Origin of the sequence: Pseudactinotalea sp. Z1748 (assembly GCF_049725185.1) — a bacterium.
GTDB lineage: Bacteria > Actinomycetota > Actinomycetes > Actinomycetales > Beutenbergiaceae > CALKWS01.
Window position 1 is genome coordinate 299,691 of the sequence record NZ_JBMPQB010000003.1, and the last position, 23,701, is coordinate 323,391.

The following is a 23,701-nucleotide window of genomic DNA, read 5'->3' on the forward strand; positions in this document are numbered from 1 at the left end:
CGGGACCCATTGTCGGCTCTCGATCCGGATTCATGCAGTTGTGGACTGGTGGTCGCGGTCCCCACCGGGCCGATGGGTGGACACACGTCCGGCGCGTAGTAGCTTCTTGAGTCGCGCGGCTCTCGGTGTTCCGGGTTTGCGTCCGCCGACAGCGGCGGTCACCCGGTCGAGGTAGATGGCAAGGACGACGACGGACAGGCCTGCTTCGAAACCCAGCCCGATGTCGATGGTGCTGATCGCGCGGGTGACCTCGGCGCCCAGACCCCCGGCACCGACCAGTCCCGCGATCACCGCCATCGACAGGGCCAGCATGATCACCTGGTTGACCCCAGCCATGATGGTGGGCATCGCCAGGGGCAATTGGATCCGCGCAAGAATCTGCGAACCGGTGCTGCCGAAGGCCTGCCCGGCCTCGACGACTTCGGCGTCCACTTGCCGGATGCCCAGTTCGGTCAGGCGCACCCCCGGAGGAAGCGCGAAGATCACGGTGGCGATCACCCCGGGGACGACCCCGACGCTGAACAGGGTGATGACCGGCACCAGCCAGACGAAGGCGGGCATCGTCTGCATCAGGTCCATCACCGGGCGCACGATCTGGGAGACGCGGTCCGACTTGGCCGCCGCGATGCCGATCGGTATGGCCAGCAGCAGGGCCACCAACGTGGCGATGATGACCATGGCCAGGGTGAGCATCGCGCCTTGCCACTGCTCGACACTGATCACGAACAGCCACATGCCCAGCGACAGCAGGGCGAGCTTCCAGTCCCGCAGCAACCAGGCAACGGCGGAGAACAGGACAGCCAGCAGCAGAGCATCGGGGGTGTTCAGCAGGCCGGCCAGGTTGGTGGTCGCCCAACTGATGAGGCTCTGGATTCCGTCGAAGACCACGCTCAGGTTGTCCTGGATCCACCGGAACCCCGCCTCGATCCACTCCCCGATGTCCAACCGTGGGATTCCGGTGCCATCGGTCTCATCCGCATAGAGGTTCATGAGGGCAGCCCCGCTCCCGCGCTCGCTGCGCCTGCAACCGGACCGGTTCTCAGGTTCTCGGTCATCTCAGGGTCCTCCGGATCGGCTAGGGCGTTGAGCAACGTCACCCTGGGAATCACGCCGACCAGCCTCTCGTCGCGGTCCAGCACGGCCAGCGCCACCTTGGCTTGCGCTGCTGTCGCGATGAACTGCGCGAGGGTGTCGTCGGTGTGCACCTGGTGCGCCTGCCCGAGCACACCCTCGAGGCTGTTCGCTCCGGATCGCACTGCCTGCGCGACGTCCGTCTCATAGACGACCCCACGCAGCCGTCGGCTACGGTCAACCACCATCAGTGCGGACATCTGGTGTTCGCGCAGCAACTTGTGTGCGGTGCGCGGACCTGACTCCGCTCCGATCACCGCCACCGGTCGCTCCATGATCGCCCCGGCGGTGAGCACCCGGGTGCGGTCGACGTCCTGGATGAACTGGGCCACATAACTGTTCGCGGGGTCGTTGAGGATCTGCTCGGAGGTGCCGATCTGCTCGATTCGGCCGTCGCGCATCATCGCGATCCGGTCGCCCAGCCGCATCGCCTCGTTCAGATCGTGGGTGATGAACAGGATCGTCTTTCCCAGGGTGTGCTGCAGGTCGATCAACTGATCCTGCATCTCCCGGCGGATCAACGGGTCCAGCGCGGAGAATGCTTCATCCATCAGCATGACGTCGGTGCCGGAGGCCAGCGCGCGGGCCAGTCCCACCCGCTGACGCATCCCGCCGGAGAGTTCATCGGGATAGGACCCGCCCCAGCCGTCCAGCCCGACCATGCGCAGCGCCTCCTCGGCGGCCCGTTGCCGGTCGGCGCGGTTGGCTCCGCGCACTTCCAGGGCTTGCGCGGCGTTCTCCCCGACAGTGCGGTGGGGGAGCAGCGCGAAGTGCTGGAAGACCATGGACACCTTCTGCCGGCGCATCTCCCGTAGCGCACGGCCTCGCAAGCCGGTGATGTTGTCACCAGCGACGATCATGTCGCCGGCGGTGGGCTCGAGCAGTCCGTTGACCATCCGGATCAGCGTGGACTTGCCCGAACCGGACAAGCCCATCACGACGAAGATCTCCCCGTCGTTGGCGTCGAAGGACGCGTCGATGACGGCAGCGGTCAGACCCCGCTCGCGCAACTCCTCCCGGCTGGCACCGGACTGGAGCCACCCCACGCCCCGCTCCGGCCGACGCCCGAAGATCTTTTGTACACGCCATGGGCTTCGATCACTGGCACCTGAGAATGTCTCCAGTTCTCGGCGGGGGTGTCCCGCCGTCGGGATGCGGCACAGGGTGCGGTCCAGGGTTGAGGCGAGGATGACTCCGCAGGACGTGACGCAGGCGCACACCCGAGCGAAGCGACCTATCCCAAGCCCGCCCGATCACCATCCACTGGCAAACAACGCATGTCAGTCTGGCATAGAAGATCCCGGCGGGCACATGCCAGGGGCCGCTGGGTGCTGTTCCGAAAGGGGAGGCAGCGCCAGTGCACGCGGGAACCGGCAGCGCCGGCGCACGCGCCGAACTCCGGCGACGACCCGTGCCTGCCCACGTCGGCGGACCCCGGGGCCCCGGTCCAACCCGCACGATCCCGCGGTCTATGCGGCACGCTGGGGTTTCGGTGGGGCGTGGCTCGGTACCCGTACGCCCCCTGTGCGGCTCCACCGGGGACACCCGCGCACCCCGCCCGGCCCTCTCCGCACCACGTGGCCAAGGTCACGCCCGATCGTTACGCTTCCGTGAGGATGTGGGCGTCGTCAGTACTGCCGGCTCACCCGGGCCGGTGGGCGGGCGCGGCCGGTCAGGACTGCGCACCGGGCGCGACCGGGGCGGAAGACGATATCTTGATATCGAACAACCGCTGTCGACCCGGACGGAAGTGCACCCTGTGGCTACTCCCACGATTATCTATACCCAGACCGATGAGGCGCCGGCACTGGCGACCTACTCACTCCTGCCGGTAATCGAGGCGTTCGCCGCCAGCGCGGGCGTGCAGGTGCAGACCCGGGACATCTCGCTCGCGGGCCGCATCATCGCCGCATTCGCTGACGTGCTCCCGCCGGAGCAGCGCACCGAGGACGCGCTGGCCGAACTCGGTCAACTGGCCGAGACTCCGGAGGCCAACATCATCAAGCTGCCAAATATCTCCGCCTCGGTGCCCCAACTCAAGGCCGGCATCGCCGAGTTGCGTGCCCAGGGGGTCGACCTACCGCCCTACCCCGACAACCCCGCCACCGACGACGAGCGGGACGCGCGCGCACGGTACGACAGCGTCATGGGCAGCGCGGTGAATCCGGTCCTGCGGCAGGGCAACTCGGACCGGCGGGCACCGGCGTCGGTGAAGAACTACGCCAAGGCGCACCCGCACCGGATGGGGGAGTGGTCCAGTGATTCGGGGACCACCGTGGCCACCATGGCCGAGGACGACTTCCGCAACAACGAGAAGTCCGTGGTGTTGACCGAGGCAGACACCCTACGCATCGAGCACGTCGACGCAGACGGCACGGTCACCGTGCTGCGCGAGCAGGTGCCGGTCGAGGCAGGGGAAGTCGTCGATGCCACCGTGATGCGGGCCGATGCCCTGCAGGCCTTCCTCAAGGCCCAGGTGCAGGCCGCCAAGGATGCCGACGTGCTGTTCTCGGTGCATCTGAAAGCGACCATGATGAAGGTCTCCGACCCGATCATCTTCGGGCACGCGGTCCGGGCCTTCTTCCCGGAGACGTTCGCCACGTACGGCCAGGTGCTCGCCGAGGCCGGGCTGAGCCCGAACGACGGTCTGGGATCGATCCTGTCGGGCGTGGATGACCTGCCCGCCGGGCAGGAGATCCGCGACTCCTTCACCGCCGAACTCCAGCGGGGTCCGCGCCTGTTCCAGGTGGATTCGGACCGCGGGATCTCCAACCTGCACGTGCCCAGCGACGTGATCATCGACGCCTCGTTGCCGGCCCTGATCCGCAACGGCGGGCGCGCCTGGGGTCCGGACGGGGAGGAGGCCGACACGCTGGTGGTGATCCCGGACTCCAGCTACGCCGGGGTCTACCAGGCCACGATCGATGACAGCCGCACCCATGGCGCACTGGACCCGGCCACCATCGGTTCGGTGCCGAACGTGGGCTTGATGGCCAAGGCCGCCGAGGAGTACGGCAGCCATGACAAGACCTTCGAGATCGCCACCGACGGGGTGGTCCGCCTGGTCACCTCGGCCGGAGCGGTGCTCACCGAGCACACCGTGACCGCCGGCGACATCTGGCGCTCCTGCCAGACCAAGGACGTGGCCATCCGGGACTGGGTCAAACTGGCCGTGAACCGATCCCGGGCCAGCGGCACGCCCGCGGTGTTCTGGCTCGACGCAGACCGGGCCCACGATGCCAGGCTGATCGAGAAGGTGAACACCTACCTGGCCGAGCACGACACCGACGGGCTGGATCTGCACATCATGGACCCGGTCGCTGCCACCCGCTTCACCCTGGAGCGGATGCGTGCCGGAACGGACACCATCTCGGTGACCGGCAATGTGCTGCGCGACTACTTGACCGACCTGTTCCCGATCCTGGAACTGGGTACCAGCGCCAAGATGCTCTCGGTGGTCCCGCTGATCAACGGCGGGGGCCTGTTCGAGACCGGTGCCGGAGGATCGGCGCCCAAGCACGTCCAGCAACTACAGAAGGAGAACTACCTGCGCTGGGACAGCCTGGGTGAGTTCCTGGCCCTGTCGGTCAGTTTCGAGCACCTGGCACAGTCCCAGGGCAACGCCCGGGCCCAGGTGCTCGCGGACACCCTGGACCGGGCTACCGGGACCTTCCTGGAGGAGAACAAGTCCCCGACCCGCCGGTTGGGCGGCATCGACAACCGTGGCAGCCACTTCTACCTGGCGCTGTTCTGGGCGGAGGAACTGGCCGCCCAGTCCGACGACGCGGCCCTGGCCGGGGTGTTCGGACCGGTGGCCGCGACCCTGCGCGCGCAGGAGGAGACGATCGTGGCAGAACTCCTCGACGTACAGGGCCAGGAGGTGGACCTGGGCGGGTACTACCGCCCTGACCCGGCCAAGGCCGACGCGGTGATGCGACCCTCGGCGACGTTCAACGCGGCGCTGGCGTCGCTGCGTCGATGAGCGCGGCGATCCCCGCGCCGGGCTGGGGGATGGCCCGTCCGGTCCTTGCCGATGCGCTGATCCGCTCCCGCAGCACCGCGGCGCAGGTGGGGCTGGTCATCGCCGGTGCCGCGCTGGTGGCCCTGCTCGCCCAGGTGGCGGTGCCGCTGTGGCCGGTACCGGTGACGGGGCAGACCCTCGGGGTGCTGGTGGTCGGGGCGAGCCTTGGCGCGCGTCGGGCGGCTGCAGCGATGATGGCCTATCTGCTGGCCGGGGTGGCCGGGTTGCCGGTGTTCGCCGGTGCGATGGGGGGACCGGCGAGCGTGGCAAGTCCGTCCTTCGGCTTCATCATCGGGTTCATCCCGGCCGCGGCCTTCATCGGCTGGCTGGCCCAAAGGCACTGGGACCGGCGTCCCCTGCTGGCGCTGGCCGGGTTCGCCGGTGCCAGCCTCATCCCGTTCATCATCGGGGTGCCCTACCTCGGGGTGGTCCTGTCGATGCTCGGGATGCCCCATGACGTCGGAACGTTGGTGTCCGTCGGTGTGGTCCCGTTCCTCCTCGGTGGAATCATCAAGTGGATCCTGGCCGCCATGATCATGCCGCTGGCACACCGCGCCACCGGCGCCCTCGCCGGAGAACGCTGAGCCCACGCCGACCCAAGCCGGGCCACCAACCGCTCGGTGGTGGCCCGGCAGGGGTCAGACCCGCTTGGCCATGGCCAGTTCCGTCGTCGGGCTCTCCGCCAGCACCCGGGTGAGCACCCGTTCAAGCGGGTACAGCAGCGCACCTGTGGCCCAGCCGGTGGGTGGGGTCAGGGTGAGCCCACGCAGGAGTCCGCCCCACGTCTTACGCCACCACCAGGGCGCATCGACCTGGGCGTTCATCAGCACCAGACTCGGCGTGCGACGCTCCAGGCGGAGGCCATTGCGCGCCAGTTCGCGGGTGATCCACTGCCGTGACCGGTTCACCTGGTGCTCGGAGCGGTCCGGTGCCCGGTTGAGGAAGTTCTCGGTGAAGATGAACCGTCCGCCCGGGCGCAGCAGCGCCGCGACATTGGCCAGGGCGCCGCGGTACAACTCGTCGTCGGTGATGTGGAAAAGCACGTCCATGCAGGAGATCACATCGAAACTACCCGGCTCGAACGGGCCCGGTCCGGCGGTCACGTCGAACTCCTCGATCCGCAGCGTCCCGAAACGTTCGCGCAGCCGGGTCACCGCGGCCGGGGTCAGGTCCGATCCGGTGACGTGCCCGGCACCAGCGGCCTGCCACCAGGCCAGGTACAGACCGGTACCCGAGCCGACGTCGAGCACCTGGGTCCGGGAGTCGACACCAAGGGCTGCGACTTCCCGGGCGAAGACGTGTCGGCGGATGCGATACATCCAGGTGTTGAACGGGCGGCCCAGGGCCTGGTAGCCCACGCCGGAACTCGTCCAGTCCTGAGCGAGTCGCTCGTTCCAGAATTCATCATGGCGTTCGGTCATCGTGGTCCATCATGGGCGCGAATGTGGCAGTTGCGCACCTCGGGCGGCGTGGACGGGCCGCCCTGCGCTCGTGGGTCACGGCGGACCGGGACGGCCGGTGGATCCGGTGGCCGGGCCCTTGGTCCTAGTTCCAGGGCTGGTGCGGTCGTTACCGTTTCCCCATGAGACGAGCCCTGATCGCCCTTACTGCTGCCCTGGGACTGGTCCTGGTCGGATGCTCGGCCGACCAGGAGGACCCGGCACAGCAGTTGCTGGCCCCGCACGGTCTGGATGGCATGCAGACCGCTGACCTGATCGACCACATGGACCGCCTCGGGGGTCCGGACCGCCCCAGTGACCTGCTCGCCTCGGTGCGGGCCGACACCCTGCTGCTCAGCGACGGCACGACGGAGCAGGAAGTGCCGATCGAAGGTGAAGAGTTCTACCTTTCCTTCGCCCCGTACCTCAACCAGACCCACGACTGCTTCTACCACTCCCTGACCACCTGCCAGGCGGAGTTGCCGAACACGGCGATGGACGTGATGATCACCGGCGCCGATGGCGAGGTCTACGTGGACGAGGAGATGACCACCTTCGACAACGGGTTCATCGGCGTCTGGTTGCCCAAGGATGTCGAGGCCACACTCGAGGTCTCCGTCGACGGGCTCAGCGCCACCCAGCACATCAGCACCGATGTCCAAGCGCCGACCTGCCTGACCACAATACGGTTGGGTTGAGACCGCAGGACCTTCGGACCTGGTTTCCGGTGCTGTGCCGCGGTCCGATAGAGGTATCCGACCACTGAAGGAGTTTCCCCGTGAACACCATCAAACCGATCGTGGTGGCCACCGACGGCTCCGCCCACGCCGAGGAAGCGATCAGTTGGGCGGCCCGCGAGGCGGACCGGATGGGCGCCGAACTGCGGATCGTCACCGTCCAGGAACCCTGGGGTGACCCCTACGGCATCACCCCGGAGTTGCGTGCCGCGCACAAGGAGATGGCCACGGAGATCCTGAAGACCGGCGCCGAGATCGCCCGGGAGGCCTTCAGCGAACTGGAGATCTCCACCCAGCACTTCACCGGTGAGGTGGTGGAGACCCTGGCCAAGGAGTCCGCCGGCTCGTACGCACTGGTGACCGGCAGCCGGGGTCGGGGCGGCTTCTCCGGCCTGGTGCTCGGTTCGAGCAGCATGCGGTTGACCGCACGCGCTCAGGCGCCGGTGATCGTGATTCCCGGGCCCAGCGAAACCAGTTACGACCAGGTCGTGGTGGGCATCGATGGCTCGGCCACGTCCAGGGAGGCGCTGGCGTTCGCCTTCGGCGAGGCGCAGCGACGGGAGGCCCAACTCACGGCGGTGCGGGTGATGCCCGACCCGAACTGGTACGGGCCCGCCGGTGGCTACGGGGAGTACATGATGCACGCCACCCGCGCCACCGAGGGCATGATCCGCGAGGAACTGGCACCGTTCCGCGAGGAATACCCGGACGTCGACGTCGACGGCAAAGCCCTGATGGGACACCCGGCCGGGGCGCTACGGCTGGCCGCGCAGCGAGCCGACCTCCTCGTGGTGGGCAACCGGGGCCGCGGCGTGACACGCTCGGTGCTCCTGGGCTCGGTGAGCCACGGTGTGTTGCATCACGCTCCCTGCCCGGTCGCGGTGGTGGGCAAACCCCGTACCTGAAGGCCCTACCCGGGCATCGCCGACGTCGACCTGCTTGCCACCGGATCCGTGCCAGGGTGGGACCATGACGGCACCCATCCCGATCATCGACGGACACAACGACCTGCCCTGGAAATGCCGTGCCGCCCGGGGCCGCAGCGTGGCCGGGTTGGACACCCACCAGGACGAGATGCAGACCGATCTGCCCCGGCTGCACCGCGGAGCAGTGGCGGGGCAGTTCTGGTCGGCGTGGTTACCGTCGGAGTTCACCGGTGCTGCCGCGGTGCAGGCCACCCTGGAGCAGATCGACCTGATCCACCGAATGGTGGCGGCATACCCTCAGCACCTGCACCTGGCACGCACCGCCGCGGACGTGCAGGCGCTGCTCCACACCGGCCGGATCGCCAGCCTCATCGGGATCGAGGGTGGCCACCAGATCGCCGACTCCCTGCCTGCGCTTCGCCAGTACGCGCGTCTAGGGGTGCGGTACATGACACTCACCTGGAACCACAACACCACCTGGGCGGACTCGGCGACGGACACTCCCGAACACGGCGGGCTCACCGCGAGGGGCCACGAGGTCGTCGCCGAGATGAACAGGATCGGGATGGTCGTGGACCTGTCCCACGTGGCGCCCAGCACCATGGCGCAGGCGCTGGAGCGAACAGTAGCCCCGGTACTGTTCACCCACTCCTCTTGCGCCGCGCTCAACCCGCACCCGCGGAACGTGCCCGATGAGGTGATCGCGGCCCTACCCGGGAACGGGGGAGTGCAGATGGTCACGTTCGTGCCGTCATTCCTCTCCGCGGCCTACTGGGACTGGCGGCGCAGCGAGCAGGGCGGACCGGCTCCGCAGGTAGGTGTGGCCACGGTGGCCGACCACATCGAGCACGTCCGCGAGGTCGCCGGCATCGACCACGTAGGCCTGGGCGGGGACTACGACGGCGCCGGAACGATGCCCGCGGGCCTGCAGGACGTAGCCGGCTATCCCAACCTGATGGATGAACTGCGCAGCCGCGGTTGGTCCGAGGAGGAGTTGGGCAAACTCGGCCACCAGAACGTGCTTCGGGTGCTGGCCGATAACGATGGCGCCTACCTTGCCTTTTGCGGCGACCTACCCGCAGATCCGGCACCCGATCGCTGAGCCATCAGGTTGCGGCGTGCTGGTGCACCGCGGTGGCGAACGCCTCGGCGATCTGGCGGCAGGCGCGCTCACTCTCGGGTTCCACCGATTGCGCGAGTCGGATGAGTTCGTCGTGGTCGAACCCGTCGGCCCGGATTTTCGCCGGGTCCCAGCGGGCCACATTGGCGGAACTGGCCTCGGGGTGGAACTGCAGGCCCCACGCCACGTCGCCGAGGCGGAACGCCTGGTTCGGGCAGTCCTCGGAGTAGGCCAGATGCACCGACCCCGGAGGTAGCTCGGTGATCGCGTCCCGGTGATTCTCGATCGCGTAGAAACTCGCCGGCAACCGGCCGAGCAGACCGTCCTCGGCTGCCGCCGGCGTCAAACGGATGCGCGTAGCGCCCCGCTCGATCACACCGTGATCGGCGCGCACCTGCCCACCGCCGACGTGGGCAAGCAATTGCCCGCCCAGGCAGATCCCCAGGACGGGCACGTGCTCCTCCAGAGCCCGGGCCACCAGGGTGCGCTCCTCGGCCAGCCAGGGTGCGGCAGCGTCGTCGTCGGGCATGAGCCCACCACCGAGCATGATCAGCCCGTTGATGCCCCGCAGGTCACCGGGCAGTCCGTCTTCTCCGGGACGCACCTCCACCTCGAGGCCGGCAGCCCTGAGCCAGGCGGGGTACCGGCCGGGACCGGATTCAGGATGGTTTCGAATCGCGAGTACGTAGGCAGACATCGCCAGCCATCCTGGCAAACCCCGGCGGCGAACTCCAGTGCCGTCAGGCGGGCCAGACTCCGGAGGAGCCCCTGCGATGAGAGCCCACGAGGTGGGTGTCGACCATCCCGACCGCCTCCATCAGGGCGAACATCGTGGTGGGCCCCACGAAAGTGAACCCGCGGCTGCGCAGCGCCCTGGCCAGCGCCTCCGACTCGACCGACCGGGTGGGTACCTCGGACATCCGTCGTGGGCGCGGGGTGGTCACAGGCTGGAAGGACCAGACGAAGTCGGCCAGCCCGCCCTCGGCGCGAAGGTCGATGGTGGCGCGGGCGTTGGTGACGGCGGCCAGGATCTTCGCCCGGTTGCGCACGATCCGCGCATCCGCGAGCAGCCGGTCCACGTCGGCACCGGTGTAGGCGGCCACGACGTCGGGGTCGAAGCCGCCGAACGCGTCCCGGAACGCAGGTCGTTTGGTCAGGATCACTGCCCAGGACAGGCCGGACTGGAAGGTCTCGAGGGTGAGACGCTCGTACATGCCACGCTCATCACGCACCGGCATGCCCCACTCATTGTCGTAGTAGTGGCGTAGCAACTCACTCCGTGCCGCCCACGCGGGACGTGCGAGCCCATCGGGTGCCACGTGCAGATCGGGAGCCTCAGGCACGGTCGTCGGTGGTCCCGGGCTCCGCCTCCGGGGTCTGGCTGCGGGGGTGGCCCGGATCCTGCCCACCCGGCGTCCCGGCGCCCGGGTCCGGACCCTCCGTGTCCGGGGTGACCGCCTGCTCCACCGGTACCGGATCCGGATCGGCGGCCACGGACGTTTCACCGCCGTTCCGGTCGAGCCCGTCGTCCACCGGGAGGTCGGGTTCACGGTCCGACAGTGGACCCGCCTCGTCGCTCACCGGCGCACCTGCCGGTTCGGCCGGCACGGGAGGGTCGAGCGGTGGGTCTGAGGCTTGGGGACGGCTCACCCGGAAGTAGCGGAAGAGTTCGTCCTGCTCGGCGTCACTGATGTGTCCGTCGGAGTCGAACCGGGGGGCGTCCATGATGAAGTCCCTGGTGTAGCGGACCTTGATCGCCTCCGGCTCCACCCTGGCACCCTGGAACGGGATGAACACCTCACGCAGGCCGAAGAGGCCGGTCTTGGCGGTGATCCAGGTGGCCTGCTGCGTCTGGTCGTCCATGTAGATGTGCCCGACCGGCCCCATGGTCTGCCCGTCATCGGAGACCACCGTCAGGTTATACAGCGCATCCAGTTGTTCGCGGGTCAGTTCCATCGTGTTGAGCACCCTCCTTCGGTCCTGGCTCCGCTTGGCATTCTGCCGTGTCAGAACACTCCGCGTCCGCCGGTTACGCCCAGGACCGTGCCGGAGACGTAACTTGCCTCATCCGAGGCAAGGTAGACGAAGGCGGTCGCCACCTCCACCGGTTGACCGGCCCGGCCCAGGGGGGTGTCCGATCCGAACCCGTCCACCTTCTCCGGTGGCATCGTGCTGGGAATCAGCGGTGTCCAGATCGGTCCGGGTGCGACGGCGTTCACGCGGATGCCCCGCGGGCCCAGTTCACCGGCCAGGTTCACCGCCAGGTTGTTCAGGGCCGCCTTGGAAGCGGCGTAATCCAGCAACGGTTCGGACGGTTCGAAGGCCTGGATCGAGGTGGTGATGATGATGCTGGCGCCTGCGTCCAGGTGATCGTCGAGGGCCTTGATGAGCCAGAACGTGGAGAACACGTTGGTGGCGAAGGTGCGCTCGATCTGCTCCGGGGGGAAGTCGGCCAGGGATCCGGCCGCCATCTGGTAGGCAGCGTTCGCGACCACCACGTCAACGCCACCCAGCGCCCGGACAGCGTCCCGGGCTACCTCGAGATTGGCCTGCTCGGTGCGCAGGTCAGCGGGTAGCAGATGACAGGAACGACCGGTGCGCTCCACCTCCTGCCGGGTCTGTTCGGCGTCCTCGGCCTCCTCGGGCAGATAGGAGATGGCCACCTCGGTCCCCTCCTTGGCGAAGGCGATCGCGGTGGCACGGCCGATTCCGGAGTCCCCTCCGGTGATCAGGGCACGCTTGCCCACCAGCCGGTCCCGGCCGGTGTAACTGGCCTCGCCGTGATCGGGCACCGGATCCAGGGCAGCTGTCCGGCCGGGCCAGTCCTGGTGCTGCTGGGGCAAGTCGGTCAGGGCGTTCTCATCGGTAACCATGTCGACAATGGTCGCCGGTTCGGTGCCGGTGCGCATCCGCACCAGCCGCCACCGCTGCACCCGGCGGCCCGGCGTGGGATCTCCGGGATGCAGATCGGTTCCAGGAGTGACACGATCGAGGTGCTGATGCGACAGGTGCGGCGTGCTGATCCCGACGCGTCATCCCGGAAGGAGATCACGATGGCGAAGCAAGGCGGTAGCGAGGACCCCGGCCCGAGCGTGAAGGATCCGGAATTGTACGAGCGGCTGCGTGAGGAGGGCGAGTCCAAGCAGAAGTCTGCGCGGATCGCTAACGCCGCAGCCAACACCTCCCGGTCCGATGTGGGCGAGTCCGGTGGCTCCTCGCCTGCCTATGAGGAGTGGACCGTGGACGAGCTCAACGACCGTGCGGCCGAACTCGACATCGACGGGCGGTCCAAGATGAGCAAGGATGAGTTGATCGAGGCCCTGCGTAACTCCTGATCGAGGCGCTGCGCGACACCTGATCCCTCACCCGCCGGTCGGCGCTGGGACGATCGCGGGCCCCGGCTGTACCGTGAGCCCATGACTGAACCTGCGCGATCAAGCGTCTCCACCACCCCCGAGGTCGCCGGCCTGAACCTCGGGACCGGACCGGTCCCGCAATCGGGGCCGGACTGGGAACACCGGATCCGACAGGGCGTGCTCAGCCTTATCGACGACGACGACGACAACGACGACGCAGCCCGCCTCTGGGAGCAGGTACGGGTACAGGTGGTGCCGGCCGGGACCGACCTGGGGGACGTCCGTGTCGACCTGACCGGAATGCGCCTGGAGGAGCGTCACCGCTCGCTGAGGCTCGACAGTGCGGACTTGACCGACGTGCCTCCGGTCGCCTCCGCCGAGCCGGTCACGGTGCACCACCTCGAGGTGCTCGCCCAGCCGATCCATGTGGAGGGTATCCCGGTGACGGCCCACGTCGAGGTGGAGGACATCCCCGCCGGTGTGGCCTACGACGGCCATCAGAATTTGTGGGCGTTGATGGACCCGGGCGCCGCGACCGCCCAGTCGCACGGTCACGGACGGGTCTCGGTTCCGATCAAGGAAGCCGTGGAACGCGCCAAGGATCTCGTGGCGGGGGAACTGGCGAACTCGGGGCTCACCCTGACCTCTCTCCAGGTGGAGGTCAAGACACCCTCCGCGCGCCGTCTCCACCTGGACGTGACCGCCCGGGTCCGCAAGGGCCTGCTCTCGGCATCGGCACAGATCCGGCTCGAGGCCGAGGTCGATTCCGGGATGGTCGCCCGGATCGGGGAGATCCAGGCGCGTTCGGGCAACCCCCTGGTCTCACTCGTGCTCGTGGTGGTGCGCAAGAAACTGGCCCGGTACACCGACACCACGATCGACCTGAACGCCCAGATGCCCCCGGGTCTGCGCCTGGTGGACCTGAGCATGGACGCCGGGAAGGAGTTCACCGCGCAGGTGCGGTTCGCCTGAGGGTCGTGTCCGGCCCGGCGGGCTACTGGGCCTGAGAGACCGAGGACATGTTGAAGTCACCGATCCGCAGCGCCGGGGTGGCCGTGCGCGGGAAGTAGTCGCCCCACTCGCGGGAGAAACTGGCCTGGGTGGCCGAGGCCGCGTCGAAGCGGCTCAGTAGACCCACCGGGGACTCGTTGAAGCGGAAGTTGTTCACCGCACCGACCACTTCACCGCCCTCCACCAGGTACACCCCGTCGCGGGTCAGACCCGTCAGCAGCAGGTTCTGAGGATCCACCTCACGGATGTACCACAGGCAGGTCACCAGCAGGCCCCGGTCCATCCCAGCGACCAGGTCCTGGGTGGTCCCAGCCCCTCCCTCGACGTCCAGCACCAGGTTGGAGATCGCGGGGGTCACCTCCTGACCGGTCAGCCCGGCAGAGTGCCGGGTCTGCAGGAGAGAGGTGAGCCTGCCGTCGGCGATCCAGTCGGTGCTGCGTAGCGGCAGGGCATTGTCGAACACGCTGGACACGTTGGAGGACGCCGCTGCCTGCACGAAGGGCGCGCACTCCAGACCGGGGTAGGCCGGGTCGGAGTACAGCCGCACCTGCGGCTTGACGATCTGTTCCCCGATGCGGGTGCCTCCGCCACGCTTGGAGAAGACCGACTGCCCCTCGTGAGCCACTCGCGCACCGGCGGACCAGTAGGCGTAGATCAGCAGGTCGGCGACCGCGGTGGGCGGCAGGACGGTCTGGTACCGCTCGGCGGGCAGGGAGACAGTCCGCTCGGACCACTCCAGGCGCTGGATCAGGTCCACTTCCAGCGCGGCCGGGTCAACATCGGTGAACTGCCGCGTCGCGCCGCCCACCCACGCCGAGGAGGTCAACGCCTCGTTCTTCCCGGTGATGCCGTAGTGCCCACTGGGCTGGGTGTGCCGAAGCCGCACGCCCGTGGAGGAGGCGAGGTAGGTGGTGACCACCTCGTGGTCGACGAACCCGTAGAGGACCTGCCGGCGCTCCCGGGCGCGGGTGAAGATCTCACCCAACTCGGCTGCAAAGTCCCGGTAGACCTCGATGGAGGTCTGCTCGGCAGGATCGTCCCAGGGCTCGCTCGGAGCCGTGGCTTCGGCGGCGGTGAGCAACTCGGTAGCGTCCTGGGCCGGGTCGGCAACCGCGGCAGCGGCATCGGCGGCCGTGACCAGTGACTCGACCTGCTCGAGTGTGGCGGCCGTGCCGGTGATGGCTCCGGTGGCGACGCCATCGGAGGTGCCGCGGAAGGAGATCACGGTAACCTGCACCTCGCGCATGGCCCCGTTCGTGGTCAGGGTGTTGTTCGCCCAGCGCAGGTTCGCACTGGAACCGACACGGGCCAGGGCGATGGTGTGCTCGGCCGAGGATCCGGCCAGGGCATGCTCGATGAGCTGCTGGGGCGTGGCGGTACTCATGCTCACTTGCCTGCCTCTGCTGTGGTGTCGAGGATCCGGACGCTGCGGAACAGTGCCGAGGGGCACCCGTGGGAGACGGAGGCGACCTGACCCGGTTGCGCCTTGCCGCAGTTGAAGGCGCCTCCGAGGACGTAGGTCTGGGGGCCGCCGACAGCCTCCATCGAGCCCCAGAAGTCGGTGGTAGTGGCCTGGTACGCGGCATCGCGCACCTGCGGCCCCAGTTCGCCGTCGATGATCTGGTGGAAGCGTTGGCCGGTGAACTGGAAGTTGAAGCGCTGCATATCGATCGACCACGACTTGTCACCGACGATGTACAGCCCCCGCTCGACCTGGGAGATCAAGCCGTCGGTGTCCGGCCCGGACGGCGCCGGCTGGAGGGAGACGTTGGCCATCCGCTGGATCGGGATGTGTCCGGGGGAGTCGGCGTAGGCGCACCCGTTGGAGCGTCCGTCGTTGAGTTCGGGATGGGCCGCACCCATCGAGCGGTCGAGCTGGTAACCCACCAGGACCCCGTCGGAAATGATGTCCCAGGACTGGGTGGCCACGCCCTCGTCGTCGTACCCGATCGAGGCCAGGCCGTGCTCGGTGGTGCGGTCGCCGGTGACGTTCATCGCCGGGGAGCCGTACTGCAGGGTGCCGAGTTGATCCAGGGTTGCGAAGGAGGTCCCGGCGTAGTTGGCCTCATAGCCCAGGGCACGGTCCAGTTCAGTGGCGTGCCCGATCGATTCGTGGATGGTCAGCCATAAGTTGGAGGGGTCGATGACGAGGTCGTACTCTCCGGCCTGCACACTGGGAGCGGTGAGCTTCTCGGCGAGCAGTTCCGGGGTCCGGGCCAATTCGGTGTCCCAGTCGTAGCCGGCCTCAGCCACGTACTCCCAGCCGCGCCCGGCTGGTGGGGCGATGGAGCGCATCGAGTCGAAAACCCCGGTGCGTTCATCGGCGCCCATCGCCTCGAACTCCGGGTGCATGCGGATGCGCTGCTGGGTGGTGACGGTGCCGGCGAGGTCGGCGTAGAACTTGTTCTCCTGGACCGCAAGCAACGACGCGGTGGCATGGTCAACAACGCCGGACCGGAGCAGTTGCCGGGTCCAGTCGATGAGGACCTCGGACTTGTCCGCGGTGGCCACCCCGAAGGGGTTCACCCGGTAGGAACTGGACCAGGTGACGTCACGGTAAATGGGTTCGGGGGCCAGTTGCACCGGGTCGGTCGTCATCGGAGCAGCCACGGTCGCCACCTGTACCGCCTGCTCGGCCAGACGCACCGCCTCGGCGGCGGTGAGGACCACTCCGGCGGCGAAGCCCCACGCACCGCGGTACACCACCCGCACCGCCAGACCCAGGTCCTCGGTATCCGTGGCTGTCTGCAACCGGCCATCGCGGACCACGAGGTACTGGTTTCGGATGCGCTCCAACCGGAAGTCCGCGTGGGTGGCACCAAGGTCCTTGGCCCGTTGCAGTGCGGCGTCGGCCAGAACCCGGGCGGGTAGGTCGGTAAAGGTGACGTCGATGCCGTGATCGCTCATGGTTCCCGAACCTATCGGAATCCGGCGTCGGAACCGTCGAGGACCTTTTGCAGGCGCATCACCGGCCTCCACTGCCGGTCCGGGCCGAACTCGGTGATGCCGTGCTCGTGGTAGCCGTGGCCGGTGTAGTAGCCACGCAGGACGGCGTTACCGGCCACGCAGTCCAGCCGGGCCAGCGTGCGCCCGCAGGCGAGCGTGAAGCGCTCGAACCAGCACAGCACCGCGGCGCCCAGGCCCTGGCCCGCGTGGTCGCGATGGACCATCAGTGCGTGCAGGTAGCCCGCAGTTCCGTCGTTACCCAGGTCAGACCCCCAGGCATGGGGGTCCGCGCTGAGCACCCGGGCGCTGGCGATGACAGCGGCAGCAGCACCGGATCCGGAGAGGTCCCGGAGTACGAACCACTGTCCACCGGAGGCCTGGTCGGCGATCACCGCAGGATTGACCTCACCGGGCCGCCACTGCTGGATCCCCCTGCTGATCTGCCACCTGGCGAGGTGGTCGCGCAGGGCCACGATGCCCCCGGCGTCGGCGGCCGTGGCCATCGCCATGTCGATCCGGCTCAGTTCTGCTCCGTCTGCTCCGGCCCGGCGTCCTCGGTGGGATAATCCGGGGGACGATAACCCGGATCGGCGATCTCGGGGCTGGGGGAGGTGATCGAACCGTCCAGGGGCCGTGGGCTGGGCGGATAGTCCGGCATTCTGCCCCGCCGCTCCGGGACCGGACCTGAGGCGCCCGGAGCACTCACGTCGTCGTCCGGCCCGGTTGGGGCCGCCCGACCGGCATCGGCGATCTCCTCCTCAGGGCGCGGCGGGAGGTCATCCCCGGGATCTGGTGGGTGAGATTGGTCCGGGCGGGTCATGTCGCTCCCTTTGGGGTGGCCGGTCAGGACAGCAGCGCGGGCGCCACCTGCTCTTCGAACAGTTCGATGCTGGAGGTGTCGTAGGCGGCGTCGCCGAAGTAGAAGATTCCGTACCCCACGCCCGCGTCCCGCATCGCGCTGAGGCGTTCGGCAACCTGCTCCGGGGTACCCACGCCGAGCGCGGCCTCGGAGGTGTAGGCCCCCAGCGCCTCCGTGGTTCTGTCCTGGCCCAGGTGCGGGAGCAGGCGTTCACCCAAGGCGGCGATCTTCGCCTCGACCTCGGCCCGGTCGCGACCCAGGAGCACGTTGTAACTGGCCGACCGGGTGATCGCCTCGAAGTCGGTACCCTCGTTGCGGCAGTGCTCAGCCAGGATCGCGCTCTTGTGCGCGAAGCCCTCGGGCGTGCCATCGAAGTTGGTGTAGTCCGCGAACTTCGCGGCGATCCGCAGCGTCACCTTCTCCCCGCCGCCGGCGATCCACAACGGCAGACCGCCGGGCTGCAGTGGCTGCGGCTGCACGATCGCGCCGTCGACCTGGTAGTGCTTGCCCTCCAAGGTGGCCTGTCCCTCACGCCAGGCCTGCCGCATGATCTGCACACCCTCGTCGAGCATCGCGAGCCGGATGCCCGCTCGTGGGAAGCCGTACCCGTAGGCCCGCCACTCGTGCTCGTACCAGCCCCCACCGATACCCATCTGAGCGCGCCCACCGGAAATGATGTCGACGGTGGCGGCGACCTTCGCGAGGTAGGCCGGGTTCCGGTAGCCCATGCAACTGCACATCTGGCCGAGCTTGACCCTGCTGGTGCTGGCGGCCAGGGCGGCCATCAGGGTCCACGCCTCGTGGGTAGCCTCCTGACTCGGTACCGGAGTGGTGTGGAAGTGGTCGTAGACCCAGACCGAGTCCCACGGGCCGGCGTCGGCACGTGCAGCCAGGCCGTTGATCACCTCCCAGTGCCGGGAGGGATCGATGCCGACGAGGTCGAAGCGCCAGCCTTGCGGGAGGAAGTAGCCGATCTGCATAGGAACAGGTTACGCGTAACGATCACGCGTCGGCAGCCCGCAGTGCGCGAGCGTGCCGGCGATGCATCATCCAGAGGCCCATCACCGCGGCGCTGACCAGGAAGACCAGGACGAGCACCGGGAGCAGGATCGCGATGATCGTCATCGAAACCGCCGAGATGTCCTCCACCGTGGACACCACCGGTGCGCCAACGCCCGCGGTGGACAGATTGACCACCGAACGCAGCGTCGCCTTGGCCACGTGCACGGCCAGCGCCAGCGTCAGGCCGATGAGGAACGGCAGCAGAGCGCCCTCGCTGAAGACCTGGCCGGGATCGGTGTTGCCGGTGGTCAGGGAACTGGACCCGGCGGTGAAGGCGACCCCGCCCGCGACAGGTCGGATCAGGGTCTGGATCAGGTCGTTGAGGTGGTCCAGCGCGGGGATCTTGTCGGCGAAGACCTCCAGCACCAGGAGAACCCCGAGCACGAGCAGCACCCACCCATTGCCCAGCCAGGCCCACTGCGCGGTCAACTCCACGATGCCGGTGTAGCGACCCAGCAGGCCCAGGGCCAGCAGCGGGATGTAGGCAGAGAGTCCCGCGGACATCGCCAACCCGAGCCCGGTGAGGATCTCGATCACGGCTGCTCCGACCCCTTTCCGCACCATCCCGGGAAACTCGGAAGCGGCGCCGCCGGATTGGTGTGAGCACCAGAGTAGAACGATGCCGGGAGCTCCGGGTGATCTCGGTCGGGTGAGTCCAGGGCAGGAGACGACGGCGGTGGGCCGCCGCTGCCTGGACGGGTCGCGGCAGCGGTGGGAACCTGTGCGCAGCGGAGCGGGTCGGGAGTGTGCCGGCTGCACCCACTCCCGGGTCCGCACTGGGTACGCTGAGCGGGTGAGACAGCGAGCAGACCCCCCGGCCGGTTCTGCTCCGGGCGCCCCCGGAGCCGGCCGGACCGGGGCTGTCCGCGACGGGAGGATCGGTGCCGGAGGTGGGGAGGCCGAGCTCGCGGCCCAGGCTGTGGGCGCCACCGATGCGGCGAGTGACCGGATCCTGACCGTACCCAACGTGATCTCGGCGCTGCGGTTGCTGATGGTGCCGGTAGTGGCGGTGCTCATCCTCAGCGAGCAGTACCTGGCTGCGGTGGTAGTCCTGGCGTTGGCAGGGATCAGCGACTGGGTGGACGGGGCGATCGCACGCGCGCTGAACCAGGCCTCCCGTCTAGGCCGGTTGCTCGATCCTGCCGCGGACCGGCTCTTCATCGCGGTGGTGATCATCGGCCTGGCGGTCCAACAGGTGGTGCCCTGGTGGCTGCTGGTGGCGGTGTTCGCCCGCGACCTGGTGGTGGGGCTGTGCGTGCCCTTCCTGGTCGCACGCGGTTTCCCCGGATTCCCGGTGCACGACATCGGCAAGGCCGGCACCTTCGCGCTCATGTACGCCTTCCCGGTGCTGTTGCTGACCCAGGTGGACCAACTCACCGGGCACCTGGCCGCCGATATCGCCTGGGCATTCGGCTGGGCGTCGGCGCTGTGGGGGGTCTACCTGTACTGGTGCGCCGGCTTGGCCTATCTGAACCAGTTCCGTGCCATCGTGGTCTCGGATGCGCGCGCCTCCACGCACCGGCGCGGTCCGCAGTCAACACCAGGGCCGTAGGCAATGGAACAGGAGCAGAGCCGGCATCGCCGCAAGGATGCCTCGATGACCTTGCTGACCGCGGTGATGGAGAAGCCGCTGGACCCCGGGTATGCCGCCGTGGCGCGGGCCCGGGCGGCCGGGATCAACACACCGACGACGTTGCGGCGGCGCCTGGTGGTTCTGGTACTCGCCGTGCTGATCGGGATGGGGACCGTGGTGGCGACCCAGGCGCTCCGCGCGCCGCAGCCGGCCGCGAGCAGCGCGCGAACCCTGATCGTGGAGCAGATCCGAGAACGCAGTGCCACCGGGGAGGACCTTAGGACCGGGAACTCCGAGTTGCGCGATGAGATCGCCGAACTGCAAAGCCAGGCGTTGGGGGATGAGGACGAGGCCTTCCTGGCCCGCACCGCCGAGTTGGAGGCCGTGGTCGGAACGGTGCCGGTGCAGGGGCCGGGCCTGGTGATCACCCTGGAGGATTCGGTGCGGGCGGCGGCGGACGAACCGGGTTCCGAGGATGAACGGGTGCAGGATTTCGACCTGCAGGTCGTGGCCAACGGGTTGTGGGCCTCCGGAGCCGAGGCGGTGGCGGTGAACGGGCACCGGCTGACGAGCATGACCGCGATCCGATCGGCCGGCGCGGCGATCCTGGTGGACCTGCAACCGCTGGTCTCGCCCTACCGGATCGAGGCGATCGGGGATCCCGAATCGATGCGGACCGCGTTCGCTCGATCCAGCGCCCAGTCGCATCTGACCGCGTTGTCCGCAGCGTTCTCGATTCCTAGTTCACTCACCCAGGAGGAGCACCTGCGTCTACCGGGGGCCGGGTACTCCTCCCTCCGGCACGCCGAGGTGGTGGACGAGGCCTGAGATCAGCATCGATGGCCCAGCAGACGGGTAGCCTGACGTGCGAGACTTGGCCAAGTGCGGAGCGCTTCAGGCCCGCAGCGAGCCCTGGAACGCAGGTAGGAGCCGGACGGAGGGAGGGATGCCATGGTCGCGGTGATCGGCCTGATCCTCGGCATTCTCCTCGGGCTGCTCCTGCAGCCCAGTGTGCCCTCCGAACTCCAGCCGTACCTACCGATCGCGGTGGTGGCGGCACTGGACGCGCTACTGGGTGCGCTGCGGGCCCGGCTGGAGGACGTCTTCGACGACCGGGTGTTCATCACCTCCTTCCTGTTCAACGTGCTCATCGCCGCGTTCCTCGTCTTCCTCGGCGACCAGCTGGGTGTGGGTTCGCAGTTGTCCACCGCCGTGGTGGTGGTGTTGGGGATCCGGATCTTCTCCAATGCGGCCGCCATCCGTCGCCACGTCTTCAAGGCCTGAACCATGCGTAGGAATGCGGACGATGCGGTGCCCGGCAGCGATGCGGACCGGGACGCAGGCGCCACCGACCTGCCCGAGGCAGACCGCTCGGGCGGCGATGAGCCCCCTGTGGCAGAGCAGCCGCGCACCGGCCGGACCGACCCCCAACGCAGACGAAAGCCCGTTGCGCTCCGGTCCCAGTTCCTGATCGCACTGATGTGCGCGGTGCTCGGGTTCGGCATCGTGGTACAGGTGCGCCAGACCCAGGGCGATGAGTTCGCGGCCCTGCGGCAGGACGACCTGGTCCGGTTACTCGATGAGGTGACCCAGCGGAACGAGGATCTGACCGCAGAACGTGAGCAACTGTTGCGCGACCGCAGCACCCTGCGCAGCGGGTCGGATACCCAGCGCCTGGCTGAGGAGTACCAGGTAGTGCACGGGGTGCTGGCCGGGACGGAGCCGGTGGAGGGCCCCGGGGTCGTGGTGACGGTGGGTGGTGCCCACGAAGTAAGCGCGCAGACGATGGTGCACATGCTCGAAGAACTGCGCAACGCCGGAGCCGAGGCCGTAGAGGTCTCCGGGCAGCGCCTGATCGCCTCCTCCGCGTTCGTGGACTCCGAGGAGGGGGTACTCGCGGACGGCCGGGCCCTCGGCGAGCAGATGGAGTGGCGTGCGATCGGGGACCCCCAGACGATCTCGGTCGCGCTGAACATCCCTGGCGGTGCGCTGGCCGGATTCCGCAACGTGGGGGCGGTCGTGGAGGTCGAGCAGCGCGACCTGGTCCAGATCACCGCGATCCGCGAGGTCGACGCGCCCCGCTACGCGGTCCCTGTGGAGGCGGAAGACTGAGTTCGAGGCGACCGGTACCGGTTGGCTGAACCGGCGCCGGGTCCTGACAAGACGTTCCCCTGGTCGGCTCATGGGGCCTAGAGTGGGGACGACCGGCACCCTCGGGTGGATCGAGGTCATAGGAGGAGTTGCGATGAGCACGGGTCAGGACGATCCAGGGGCCCAGGACGGCCCTTCGGCGGTGCACACGACCGCGCATCTGGGCAAGGTCACGCCCGGGGAGCCCGAGGAGCGTGCTTACGGCCCGATCGACACTGACGCCCGTGCAGCCGTGGAGGCACTGCCCCCGGAATCCGCACTGCTGATCGTCCAGCACGGACCCAACGCAGGCGCCCGGTTCCTGTTGGACGCCGACCGGGCCACCGCCGGCCGTGACACCAGGGCCGACATCTTCCTCGATGACGTGACCGTCTCGCGCAAGCACTGCGAGTTCCTGAAGGAGAGCGGCAACTTCGTGGTCCGCGACGTGGGCAGTCTGAACGGCACCTACGTGAACCGGACCAGGGTAGACGAAGGCGTGCTGCAGATGGGCGATGAGGTCCAGATCGGGAAGTACCGCCTGACCTTCCACCCCTCACCGAACCGCTCCACCGGAGCCGACGACGCAGGTGAGCCGGGCAGGTGAGTTCCAACACCGCCCGGGCGGAGGAGCAGACCGGGGACGGGGACGGCGAGTCATGGCCGCCCGGGGTGTCCCGGGTGCCCACGATGTCCATCGGATCGGCACTGGGCATCTTGCAACGGGAGTTCCCTGCGGCCAGTGTCTCCAAGATCCGCTTCCTTGAGGAGCAGGGGCTCGTCTCGCCGCGTCGCACCCCGTCGGGCTACCGCAGCTACAGCCAATCGGACGTGGAGCGCCTGCGATTCGTGCTGGCCGCCCAGCGTGACTCCTTCCTGCCGCTGAAAGTGATCCGGGACCGGTTGGCCGAACTCGATGCCGGTCTGGCGGCAGTGTCACCTCCCGGTGCCCGGGTGGTGACTGAGGACGGCGACCTGGTGGTGGCGGCGGGTCGCGCTCGCTACACGACCGCTCAACTGGCTGAAGCGAGCGGGCGGACCGAGGCCGATATCGAGGCGCTGGTCAAGGCCGGAGTCCTGGTGGCCGACGCCGGGGGGAAGTTCCCCGGCGCATTGGTGCCGGTAGCCAAGTTCGCCGGTGAACTGGCAGAGCAGGGCATCGACGAACGCCACCTGCGTGCGATCCGCATCGCGGCGGAGCGTCAGGTGGACCTGATCGAACAGGTGATCGCACCGGTGCGCTCGGTGCGCAGTGGTCCATCCTCGACGGGGGCACGCGCGCGGGCCGAGTCGATGGCGGCGGACCTGGCCGAAACTCTGGCCCAGGTGCACACCGCCATACTGCGGGCAGGGGCGGACCGGCTGACCTGATCGGACACAACTGGATCAC

26 protein-coding genes are annotated in these 23,701 nt (G+C 68.5%); 13 read left to right on the forward strand and 13 right to left on the reverse strand.

The genetic code is table 11. The features are described 5' to 3' along the window. Positions 1-30: 30 nt before the first annotated feature. On the reverse strand, positions 31-990 hold the full coding sequence (locus ACO0LU_RS08725) for an ABC transporter permease (protein WP_424790978.1): 960 nt from the start codon (positions 988-990) through the stop codon (positions 31-33). Further along, complete coding sequence (locus ACO0LU_RS08730; protein ID WP_424790979.1) at positions 987-2,177, reverse strand: quaternary amine ABC transporter ATP-binding protein; 1,191 nt, start codon at positions 2,175-2,177, stop codon at positions 987-989. Before ACO0LU_RS08730 ends, ACO0LU_RS08725 begins: the two co-directional genes overlap by 4 nt. Before the next feature lie 713 nt (positions 2,178-2,890). On the opposite strand from ACO0LU_RS08730, the gene ACO0LU_RS08735 reads away from it, so the two are divergent. Together ACO0LU_RS08735 and ACO0LU_RS08740 are read left to right on the forward strand one after the other, a co-directional pair. Next, the gene (locus tag ACO0LU_RS08735) at positions 2,891-5,113 is read left to right on the forward strand and encodes an NADP-dependent isocitrate dehydrogenase (RefSeq protein WP_424790980.1); all 2,223 of its coding nucleotides are present in this window, start codon (positions 2,891-2,893) and stop codon (positions 5,111-5,113) included. Then, positions 5,110-5,736 (forward strand): biotin transporter BioY, encoded by a 627-nt coding sequence (locus tag ACO0LU_RS08740; RefSeq protein WP_424790981.1) that lies wholly within the window; start codon positions 5,110-5,112, stop codon positions 5,734-5,736. Before ACO0LU_RS08735 ends, ACO0LU_RS08740 begins: the two co-directional genes overlap by 4 nt. A 54-nt stretch (positions 5,737-5,790) precedes the next feature. Here ACO0LU_RS08740 and ACO0LU_RS08745 read toward each other — a convergent pair whose 3' ends face one another. Then, the gene (locus ACO0LU_RS08745) at positions 5,791-6,573 is read right to left on the reverse strand and encodes a class I SAM-dependent DNA methyltransferase (RefSeq protein WP_424790982.1); all 783 of its coding nucleotides are present in this window, start codon (positions 6,571-6,573) and stop codon (positions 5,791-5,793) included. Between the two features lie 161 nt (positions 6,574-6,734). Here ACO0LU_RS08745 and ACO0LU_RS08750 point away from each other — a divergent pair, with 161 nt between their 5' ends. From ACO0LU_RS08750 to ACO0LU_RS08760, 3 genes are all read left to right on the forward strand, one after another. Then, positions 6,735-7,289 carry a CueP family metal-binding protein gene (locus ACO0LU_RS08750; protein WP_424790983.1) on the forward strand — a complete coding sequence of 185 codons (555 nt, stop codon included), beginning with the start codon at positions 6,735-6,737 and terminating at the stop codon, positions 7,287-7,289. Positions 7,290-7,369: 80 nt separating this feature from the next. After that, on the forward strand, positions 7,370-8,233 hold the full coding sequence (locus tag ACO0LU_RS08755) for a universal stress protein (protein ID WP_424790984.1): 864 nt from the start codon (positions 7,370-7,372) through the stop codon (positions 8,231-8,233). 64 nt (positions 8,234-8,297) lie between these two features. Then, a complete protein-coding gene (locus ACO0LU_RS08760; RefSeq protein WP_424790985.1) occupies positions 8,298-9,356 on the forward strand; it encodes a dipeptidase in 1,059 nt (352 codons plus the stop codon). Between the two features lie 4 nt (positions 9,357-9,360). Here the strand turns inward: ACO0LU_RS08760 and ACO0LU_RS08765 are convergent, their stop codons facing one another. Genes ACO0LU_RS08765 through ACO0LU_RS08780 form a run of 4 tightly spaced genes read right to left on the reverse strand, consistent with a single transcriptional unit; the run spans position 9,361 to position 12,247 of the window. Further along, complete coding sequence (locus ACO0LU_RS08765) at positions 9,361-10,071, reverse strand: type 1 glutamine amidotransferase (protein ID WP_424790986.1); 711 nt, start codon at positions 10,069-10,071, stop codon at positions 9,361-9,363. Positions 10,072-10,114: 43 nt separating this feature from the next. After that, positions 10,115-10,717, reverse strand: coding sequence for a DNA-3-methyladenine glycosylase I (locus ACO0LU_RS08770; RefSeq protein ID WP_424790987.1), 603 nt, complete (start codon positions 10,715-10,717; stop codon positions 10,115-10,117). After that, positions 10,710-11,330 (reverse strand): PRC-barrel domain-containing protein, encoded by a 621-nt coding sequence (locus tag ACO0LU_RS08775; RefSeq protein WP_424790988.1) that lies wholly within the window; start codon positions 11,328-11,330, stop codon positions 10,710-10,712. Before ACO0LU_RS08775 ends, ACO0LU_RS08770 begins: the two co-directional genes overlap by 8 nt. A gap of 50 nt (positions 11,331-11,380) precedes the next feature. After that, entirely contained in the window at positions 11,381-12,247 is an 867-nt protein-coding gene (locus tag ACO0LU_RS08780; RefSeq protein WP_424790989.1) for an SDR family oxidoreductase, read from the reverse strand. Between the two features lie 180 nt (positions 12,248-12,427). Here ACO0LU_RS08780 and ACO0LU_RS08785 point away from each other — a divergent pair, with 180 nt between their 5' ends. After that, positions 12,428-12,709: a DUF7218 family protein gene (locus ACO0LU_RS08785; RefSeq protein WP_424790990.1), complete on the forward strand. Its 282-nt coding sequence runs from the start codon at positions 12,428-12,430 to the stop codon at positions 12,707-12,709. 81 nt (positions 12,710-12,790) lie between these two features. Beyond that, entirely contained in the window at positions 12,791-13,702 is a 912-nt protein-coding gene (locus tag ACO0LU_RS08790) for a hypothetical protein (RefSeq protein ID WP_424790991.1), read from the forward strand. Between the two features lie 22 nt (positions 13,703-13,724). Here the strand turns inward: ACO0LU_RS08790 and ACO0LU_RS08795 are convergent, their stop codons facing one another. The 6 genes from ACO0LU_RS08795 to ACO0LU_RS08820 are packed head-to-tail and all read right to left on the reverse strand — an operon-like array spanning position 13,725 to position 19,145. Next, the gene (locus ACO0LU_RS08795; RefSeq protein ID WP_424790992.1) at positions 13,725-15,125 is read right to left on the reverse strand and encodes a metallopeptidase TldD-related protein; all 1,401 of its coding nucleotides are present in this window, start codon (positions 15,123-15,125) and stop codon (positions 13,725-13,727) included. Between the two features lie 2 nt (positions 15,126-15,127). After that, positions 15,128-16,648, reverse strand: a complete 1,521-nt coding sequence (locus ACO0LU_RS08800) for a TldD/PmbA family protein (RefSeq protein ID WP_424790993.1) — start codon at positions 16,646-16,648, stop codon at positions 15,128-15,130. Between the two features lie 11 nt (positions 16,649-16,659). Continuing rightward, on the reverse strand, positions 16,660-17,196 hold the full coding sequence (locus ACO0LU_RS08805) for a GNAT family N-acetyltransferase (protein WP_424790994.1): 537 nt from the start codon (positions 17,194-17,196) through the stop codon (positions 16,660-16,662). Positions 17,197-17,207: 11 nt separating this feature from the next. Continuing rightward, the gene (locus tag ACO0LU_RS08810) at positions 17,208-17,507 is read right to left on the reverse strand and encodes a hypothetical protein (RefSeq protein WP_424790995.1); all 300 of its coding nucleotides are present in this window, start codon (positions 17,505-17,507) and stop codon (positions 17,208-17,210) included. 23 nt (positions 17,508-17,530) lie between these two features. After that, positions 17,531-18,526 (reverse strand): LLM class F420-dependent oxidoreductase, encoded by a 996-nt coding sequence (locus ACO0LU_RS08815; protein ID WP_424790996.1) that lies wholly within the window; start codon positions 18,524-18,526, stop codon positions 17,531-17,533. 22 nt (positions 18,527-18,548) lie between these two features. Then, on the reverse strand, positions 18,549-19,145 hold the full coding sequence (locus ACO0LU_RS08820) for a DUF4126 domain-containing protein (RefSeq protein ID WP_424790997.1): 597 nt from the start codon (positions 19,143-19,145) through the stop codon (positions 18,549-18,551). Between the two features lie 256 nt (positions 19,146-19,401). On the opposite strand from ACO0LU_RS08820, the gene ACO0LU_RS08825 reads away from it, so the two are divergent. The 6 genes from ACO0LU_RS08825 to ACO0LU_RS08850 all read left to right on the forward strand — a co-directional run bounded on the left by ACO0LU_RS08825 (position 19,402) and on the right by ACO0LU_RS08850 (position 23,682). Further along, positions 19,402-20,160 carry a CDP-alcohol phosphatidyltransferase family protein gene (locus ACO0LU_RS08825; RefSeq protein WP_424790998.1) on the forward strand — a complete coding sequence of 253 codons (759 nt, stop codon included), beginning with the start codon at positions 19,402-19,404 and terminating at the stop codon, positions 20,158-20,160. A 45-nt stretch (positions 20,161-20,205) separates the two neighbouring features. Continuing rightward, positions 20,206-21,009, forward strand: coding sequence for a DUF881 domain-containing protein (locus tag ACO0LU_RS08830; protein ID WP_424790999.1), 804 nt, complete (start codon positions 20,206-20,208; stop codon positions 21,007-21,009). Positions 21,010-21,132: 123 nt separating this feature from the next. Further along, positions 21,133-21,465 carry a small basic family protein gene (locus ACO0LU_RS08835; protein WP_424785912.1) on the forward strand — a complete coding sequence of 111 codons (333 nt, stop codon included), beginning with the start codon at positions 21,133-21,135 and terminating at the stop codon, positions 21,463-21,465. Between the two features lie 3 nt (positions 21,466-21,468). Further along, positions 21,469-22,293: a DUF881 domain-containing protein gene (locus ACO0LU_RS08840; RefSeq protein WP_424791000.1), complete on the forward strand. Its 825-nt coding sequence runs from the start codon at positions 21,469-21,471 to the stop codon at positions 22,291-22,293. Between the two features lie 133 nt (positions 22,294-22,426). Beyond that, positions 22,427-22,918 carry an FHA domain-containing protein gene (locus ACO0LU_RS08845; protein ID WP_424791001.1) on the forward strand — a complete coding sequence of 164 codons (492 nt, stop codon included), beginning with the start codon at positions 22,427-22,429 and terminating at the stop codon, positions 22,916-22,918. Continuing rightward, positions 22,915-23,682 (forward strand): MerR family transcriptional regulator, encoded by a 768-nt coding sequence (locus ACO0LU_RS08850; protein WP_424791002.1) that lies wholly within the window; start codon positions 22,915-22,917, stop codon positions 23,680-23,682. The genes ACO0LU_RS08845 and ACO0LU_RS08850 overlap by 4 nt, the downstream gene beginning before the upstream one ends. The last annotated feature ends 19 nt before the right edge of the window (positions 23,683-23,701 follow it).